Below are 5,266 nucleotides of genomic sequence, written 5' to 3'. Positions count from 1 at the left end.
AACTCGACGCCGATGTTCTCGACGTTCCGCGCGATCAGGTTGTCGTCGGTGTTGGAGATGATCGCGATCTCGTACTTGGTCTTCAGGGCGCGCAGCGCGTCCGGGACCTCCGGGAAGGGACCGAAGGTGGGGACGGCCTCGACGAGGGCGTCACCGTCGGAGTCGCGGTACTCCAGGCCGTGCAGGCGCATGGCGTTGCGCAGGCTGGAGTGCAGGATCTCGTGGTACGGGCGATAGGCCTCCAGGACGGCCTGGAAGCGCATGACGCGGAAGTCGTCGAGGAACTCGTCGACATCCAGGTTGTCCAGATCCAGCCGATCCTCCAGGACCTTCAGGGTCGTGGGGCCGAGCTCGAAGTTGATCAGGGTCGCATAGGCGTCGAAGGTGACGATCTCTCGCATGATGTTCAGCCTCAGTCTCGCGGGTTTCAGGGTTTTCCAGGGGTTGGGTGGGGGCTTCAGACGACGCGTTCGCCGGGGGTGACGATCGCGTCGAGTGCGGCCAGGTCGGCCGGGCCGGGGATCCAGTCGGCCGCCGCCGCGTTGGCGGTGACCTGTTCGGGGGTCATGGCGCCGCAGATGACGGAGCCGACGGCGGGGAGCGCCGCCAGTGCGCCCACGGCGACCTGGAGGAGGGTGAGTCCTCGTTCGGCGCCGTACGCGGTGAGCGCCTCGGCCTTGTCGAGGGCCGCGTCGGTGAGCCAGCCCTGCCGCCAGGACAGGCGGCTGCCGGGCGGGGGCTCCTCGCCTCGGCGGTACTTTCCGCTGAGCAGGCCGTTGGCCAGCGGGTAGTACGGCAGGAGGCCCACGCCGTGGCGCAGGCATGCCGGGATCAGCTCCCGCTCCACGGCTCGGTCGAGCAGGTGGTAGCGGGCCTGGGTGGAGACGAAGGCGTCGGTGAGGTCCTCGGCCGGGAGGTTGGAGCAGCCGATGTACCGGATCTTGCCCTCGTCCACCAGCTCCCGCAGGGCGGTGACGGTCTCTTCCAGCGGAGTCACGCCGTCCGGCTCGTGGTACTGGTACAGATCGATCCGGTCGGTACCGAGTCGGCGCAGTGACGCCTCCACCGCGTACCGGAGGTAGGCACGTGCCCCGCGCGGACCGTACAGGTCCGCGTCCCGGCCCATCTCCATGCCGAACTTGGTGGCCAGCACGGCTTCGTCGCGGCGCCCCTTGAGGGCGGCGCCGAGGAGCCGTTCGCCGTCACCGCGCCCGGTGGCGCTCTCCCCGACCCCGCCGTACATGTCGGCGGTGTCGAACAGGGTGATCCCCGCGTCGAGGGCGGCGTGGACGACGGCCTTCGTGCCGTCCTCGTCGAGGCGGGCGCCGAAGTTGTTCCCGCCCACCCCGACCACCGAGACGGTGGGACCGCGCTCTCCGAGCGGGCGGTACCTCATGACCGGTTCCCGAACCCGATGCAGACGTTCTTCGTCTGCAGGTAGCTCGCCAGACCTTCGAGGCCCTTCTCCCGGCCCCAGCCGCTGTGCTTGTAGCCGCCGAAGGGGAGTTCGACGCCGGTGCCGACGCCGGTGGCGTTGACGTAGACCTGGCCGGCCCGGATGCCCTCGGCCAGGCGCATCGCCTTGTCGATGTCGCGCGTCCAGACGTACGACGCGAGGCCGTAAGGGCTGTCGTTGGCGATGTCCAGGGCCTCGTCGGCGTCGTCGAACTCGATGACGGTGACGACGGGGCCGAAGATCTCCTCGCGGGCGCACCGGGCGTCGTTGGTCAGGCCGGTGAGCACGGTCGGCTCGACGTAGTAGCCGTCGGCCAGGGCCGGGTCGGACGGCGCACGGCCACCGGCCCGTGCCACGGCGCCCTCCTCGCGGGCCAGGTCCAGGTAGCCCAGCACCCGGTCGCGCTGCCTGGCGGCGACCAGCGGGCCGACGTCCGGGTCGGTGAGACCCGGGCCGACGCGCAGTGCGGCGGCGTGGGCGGCGAGCTTGTCGAGGAACTCCTCGGCGCCGCGCTGGAGCAGCAGCCGGGTGCCGGCCGAGCAGGTCTGGCCGGCGTTGCCGAACGCGGAGGCGGCGACGGCGCCGAGGGCCAGGTCGAAGTCGGCGTCGGCGAAGACGACGACCGGGGACTTGCCCCCCAGTTCCGTGACGGAGGGGACCACGTTGGCGGCGGCGGCCTGGGCGACCTTGATGCCGGTGGGCACCGAGCCGGTGAAGGTGACCTGGTTGATGTCCGGGTGGCCGGCGAGGGCCGCGCCGGTCTCGCCGTCACCGGGGACGACGTTCAGGACGCCCGGCGGAAGGCCGCACTCCAGGGCGATTCTGCCGATCTCCAGCGGGGTGAGCGGCGCCTCCGGCGACGGCTTGAGCACCACGGTGCAGCCGGCCGCCAGCGCGGGGGCGGAACCCCTCGCGGTGTTCTGCAGGGGGTAGTTGAAGGGGATGATCTGGCCGGAGACGCCGATCGGCTCGCGGACGGTGTAGTCGATGAGGCCGGGCCCGAGGGGGATCGTGGTGCCGCCGAGTTTGTCGGCGACGCCCGCGTAGAACTCGAAGTACCGGGCAGCGGCTTCGACGTCGGCCTTGGCCTGGCGCAGTGGCTTGCCGACGTCCTGGCTCTCCAGGCGGGCCAGCCGTTCGCCCTGGTAGCGGATGGCCTCCGCGATCCGGTAGAGGATGCGGCCCCGGTCGGCGGCGCGCATCCCGGCCCATTCGGGAGAGGTGAAGGCCGCGCGTGCGGCAGCCACCGCCTGGTCCACGTCCGCCTCGCCGCCCAGTGCCACCTGGGCGATGGCCGTGCCGTTCGACGGGTCGAGGACGGTGAAGGAGCGTCCGTCGGCGGCGGGGACCTGCTTGCCGTCGATGAGCAGCTCGGTCAGCTGCAGTTCGCCGGTCATGGTCGGATCTCCCCAAGGACCTCGCCGAAGATGACGACCTCGTCGCCGGGGCGGACGGTGCGGATCCGGCGGACCCAGAGCACGATGCCGTCCTGCGGGGCGCTGACCTCCTCCAGCGTGTTGCCGTAGTGGTCGACGATGGTGGCGATCAGGTCGCCTTCCTTGCAGTTCTCGCCCGGCTCGGCGCGGGCGACGAAGAAGCCGCCGGCGGCGGAGCGGGCGAAGGTGCCGGAGACGGTGGTGTAGGTGTCCCGCAGCTCCGCCTCGCCGTCGGTCATGCCGAGGCTGCGCAGGACGTTGCGGACCGAGTTCATGTGCGTCTCGACATTGGCCTCGCGGTAGGTGCCGCCGCCGACCTCGATGGTGATGGCGGGCTTGCCCGCCGCGAGAGCGGGGTGGCGGACCGTGCCGCCCCACTTGCCGCCCTTCCAGACCAGCTCGTGACCGGCCGCCAGCGCCAGGTCGGTGGCCAGGTCCTCGTAGCCGCCCTGCAGGATGACCAGCGGGGCGATCTCGCCGTAGGCGCCGCCGGTGTGCAGGTCGACCACGGCGTCGACGGCCGGGATGACCTTCTCCACGAAGGTGGCGGCCAGCCGCTGGGAGTACGAGCCATCCGCGTCGCCGGGGAAGATGCGGTTGAGGTTGAGGTGGTCGATGCCGCTGGCGCGGGCGGCCGCCTCGAAGGCGGGGGTGTTCAGGCAGGGGATGCCGACGACGGTGCCGCGCAGGGTGGCCGGGTCGATCTCGGCGAGCACGCGCCGGACGGCCTCCTGGCCGTCGTACTCGTCGCCGTGTACGCCCGCGTCCACACAAAGGACCGGGCCGTCCTGCTCACCGTTGACGACGATCAGCGGAATGCCGAGCTCCACGCCGTAGGTGCTGGTGCCGACCGGGATGAGGCCCTGGGCGCGCTCGCCGGGGGCGACGGTCAGCGGACCGATGGAGTACATGTGGTTCCTTCCCAATACGTGGATCAGATGCGGGCGGACGCCTCGGCGAGGGTGCCGGCGACGATCGCGGCGATACGGTCGAGCAGAGCGCGGTCGCTGATCAGCGGGGGCGCGATCTGGACCAGCGGCGCGGAACGGTTGTAGACACGGGCCAGCAGGCCGGCTTCACGCAGCCGGCGCGGGATCAGGTCGACGATCACATCGGCCCGGGCGCGGTCGCTGAAGCCGCCGCCGTCGAGGTCGCCGACGAGTTCGCAGGAGTAGAAGAACCCGCTGCCGCGGACATCGCCGACGATCGGCAGATCCGTGAGGGCCGCCATGCGTTTCGCCAGGACGTCCTGGAGACTGCGGACGTTGTCCAGGATCCGGTCCCGCTCCATGATCTCCAGGTTGCGCAGGGCGATGGCCGCGCTCAGCGGGTGCCCGGCGAAGGTGTAGCCGTGGTTGAGGACTGCGCCGGGCCGGTTGATGACCTCGGTGACCTTGGTGCTCACCAGGGTGGCGCCCATCGGGGCGTATCCGGCGGTGATGCCCTTGGCGACGGTGATCATGTCCGGGCGGGCGCCGTACCGGTCACCGCCGAACCACTCGCCGAGGCGGCCGAAGGCGGTGATCACCTCGTCGGCGACGAGCAGGAAGCCGTACCGGTCGGCCAGCACCCGCAACCCCTGCCAGTAGCCCTTGGGCGGGGTGATGCAGCCGCCCCGGTTCTGCACCGGCTCGGCGATCAGCATGGCGATCGTCTCCGGGCCCTCGGCCAGGATCGCGCCCTCCAGCTCGGCCAGGAGACGGCCGGTGAACGTGGCGTCGTCGACGTACTCGGGGGCGAGGCCGAAGCGGTTGGTGTTGGACACGAACCGGGTGTCGATCGCCGGCGGGCCGTACGGCTCCGTCAGGCCCGGGTCGTCGGTGAGCGACAGGGTGCCGATGGTCAGCCCGTGGTAGGCGCCGCGCCGGGCGATGGCCTTGGTGCGGCCCGGCTCGCCTCGCAGAGCGTGATAGCGGCGGGCGATCTTCCAGGCGGTCTCCACGGCTTCGGCGCCGCCGCTCGAGAAAAAGGTGTGCTCGATGTCCACGGGGGCGATCCGGGACAGCCGCTCGGCGAGTTCGATCGCCGTCGGGTGCGCGGAGCCGGTCCACAGCGGGCTGTAGCACAGCTCCCGCAGTTGCCGCTCGGCGGCCTCGGCGAACTCGGGGCCGTAGGAGTAGCCGAGCTGGCAGCAGTACAGCCCTGACAGGCCGTCGATGTAGCGTTTGCCGTCCGCGTCGTCGACGTACGGGCCCTCCCCTCGCCGGACGACGAGGAGGTCTTCGCCCTCGGGGCCGAGCGAACCGTTGGCGGTCATGTTCAGCAGCAGGTGCCGCTGAGCGGTGGCGGCGGTCAGCTGAGCGGCGACGGTGGTCATACGGCCTCACCTCCGGGGTTGGCGACGCCGACCGTGTTCTCGACGGACAGCAGGGAT

The 5,266-nt window shown here is 71.2% G+C and carries 5 protein-coding genes; all 5 read right to left on the bottom strand.

Going from position 1 to position 5,266, the window contains the following annotated elements; translation table 11 throughout:
- Nucleotides 1–401 (bottom strand): HAD family hydrolase (locus tag FE633_RS46605; RefSeq protein ID WP_484422060.1); only part of this gene is annotated, 401 nt, incomplete at its 3' end.
- Nucleotides 402–457: 56 nt separating this feature from the next.
- Nucleotides 458–1,396, bottom strand: coding sequence for an aldo/keto reductase (locus tag FE633_RS46600; RefSeq protein WP_138051217.1), 939 nt, complete (start codon nucleotides 1,394–1,396; stop codon nucleotides 458–460).
- Entirely contained in the window at nucleotides 1,393–2,853 is a 1,461-nt protein-coding gene (locus FE633_RS46595) for an aldehyde dehydrogenase family protein (protein WP_138051216.1), read from the bottom strand. The genes FE633_RS46600 and FE633_RS46595 overlap by 4 nt, the downstream gene beginning before the upstream one ends.
- Complete coding sequence (locus FE633_RS46590) at nucleotides 2,850–3,803, bottom strand: succinylglutamate desuccinylase/aspartoacylase family protein (RefSeq protein ID WP_138051215.1); 954 nt, start codon at nucleotides 3,801–3,803, stop codon at nucleotides 2,850–2,852. The genes FE633_RS46595 and FE633_RS46590 overlap by 4 nt, the downstream gene beginning before the upstream one ends.
- 23 nt (nucleotides 3,804–3,826) lie before the next feature.
- A complete protein-coding gene (locus FE633_RS46585; protein WP_138051214.1) occupies nucleotides 3,827–5,209 on the bottom strand; it encodes an aminotransferase class III-fold pyridoxal phosphate-dependent enzyme in 1,383 nt (460 codons plus the stop codon).
- Nucleotides 5,210–5,266: the final 57 nt, after the last annotated feature.

The sequence above is a fragment of the Streptomyces montanus genome, from assembly GCF_005786655.1.
GTDB classification, from domain to species: domain Bacteria; phylum Actinomycetota; class Actinomycetes; order Streptomycetales; family Streptomycetaceae; genus Streptomyces; species Streptomyces sporangiiformans.
This window is presented reverse-complemented; position numbering and strand designations above follow the sequence as displayed.